The organism is Gracilibacillus halophilus YIM-C55.5 (assembly GCF_000359605.1).
Lineage (GTDB): Bacteria > Bacillota > Bacilli > Bacillales > Amphibacillaceae > Gracilibacillus > Gracilibacillus halophilus.
Map to the genome: position 1 here is coordinate 1 of NZ_APML01000104.1, position 1,199 is coordinate 1,199.

General features: G+C 34.2%; 3 protein-coding genes. 2 read left to right on the plus strand and 1 reads right to left on the minus strand.

The annotated features are described in order from the left end of the window. Nucleotides 1-379: 379 nt before the first annotated feature. Entirely contained in the window at nucleotides 380-601 is a 222-nt protein-coding gene (locus J416_RS14885) for a helix-turn-helix domain-containing protein (RefSeq protein ID WP_003475609.1), read from the minus strand. Nucleotides 602-733: 132 nt separating this feature from the next. On the opposite strand from J416_RS14885, the gene J416_RS15575 reads away from it, so the two are divergent. Together J416_RS15575 and J416_RS15580 are read left to right on the plus strand one after the other, a co-directional pair. Continuing rightward, complete coding sequence (locus tag J416_RS15575; RefSeq protein WP_003475613.1) at nucleotides 734-898, plus strand: Spo0E family sporulation regulatory protein-aspartic acid phosphatase; 165 nt, start codon at nucleotides 734-736, stop codon at nucleotides 896-898. Between the two features lie 140 nt (nucleotides 899-1,038). Further along, nucleotides 1,039-1,199 (plus strand): LacI family DNA-binding transcriptional regulator (locus J416_RS15580; RefSeq protein ID WP_003475622.1); only part of this gene is annotated, 161 nt, incomplete at its 3' end.

A 1,199-nucleotide genomic window follows, 5' to 3' on the forward strand; every position in this document is an offset into this window, starting at 1 on the left:
GGTTAAAATTCCAACTATAATTTAATCTAATGAAAAGAAATGAATCGAAGGTAACAATTTAAGGAAGAATTGATAGAGGGAAGTAGGTAGATATGTATAACGGCAAAGGACTAGTTGTTGAAAATCTTGCTCAGACTCGAATTCTTGGAGTGAGGCTAGAATTAATTCGGTGAGACGAGAATTCCCTGGAGCCAGGCGAGAATTAATTTGGTGAGGCGAGAATTCTCAGAGTGAGGCGAGAATTATGCGTCCGAAGCGATGGATGCATATGAGACATCTTTTATGAATTGTCGAAGTCGGGAGTCTATTTAAATAGAAAAAGTAACCGCCTGCTCATAAAAAATGGATAGAGACGGTTACAGAGAGTTAACTTGCTTTGTTACTCTTCATAGCTTTCTTGAATAGTAATAATTTGATTTATATCATGAATATCTAATGCATTGGCGATTTTTTCAATATGCTCTAACTGTATCCTTTGTCGTTTTCCATTTGCCAGTTCACTTAACGTTGCTCTGCGAACGCCCGTCAGTAAATGAAGCTGATGTAAGCTAAGATTATATTCATGCAGTAGTTCATTGAGGGCAATTTTTACTCGCTTCAAAGGAATACCTCATTTCAGTTAAAAACATTGACTGTACTTGTAAGCGTACTATATAATATACACAAGTGTTGTACGTTTATAAGTACAGTTTTTTGAGGTTTGAATGATTTTAAATAGAGGAGGCGAGAGGTTGTGGAGATAGATGAACAAACTGAAATGGTATCCAAACGAATTGAAGTGTTGCGGGATGAATTTCTTATTATAGGATTTAGAGATGGCTTAACAGTACCGACTACTGTCAGGAAAAGTGAATTATTGGATGAACAAATCGATCTATATCAAAGGTTGAAGGAGTAAAATAAATGTTATAATTCACTGTTAAAAACTAGTCATTCATTCTTGTAAAATTTTTTTGAATTTATAATTGAAATCGATTTCAAGCAATGTTATTATATTTTCAAGGTAAACGTTTACGTTAATTGAAAGGAAGCATTAATATGTCCGTAACAATAAAAGATGTGGCAAACAAAGCAAATGTTTCAATTGCAACTGTTTCTCGAATATTAAATCATAAACCCGGGTATTCGCCAGAAACAGAAAGAAAAGTATTATCAATCATTGAAGAATTAGGATATTATCCCAATGGTCTTGCGAGAGG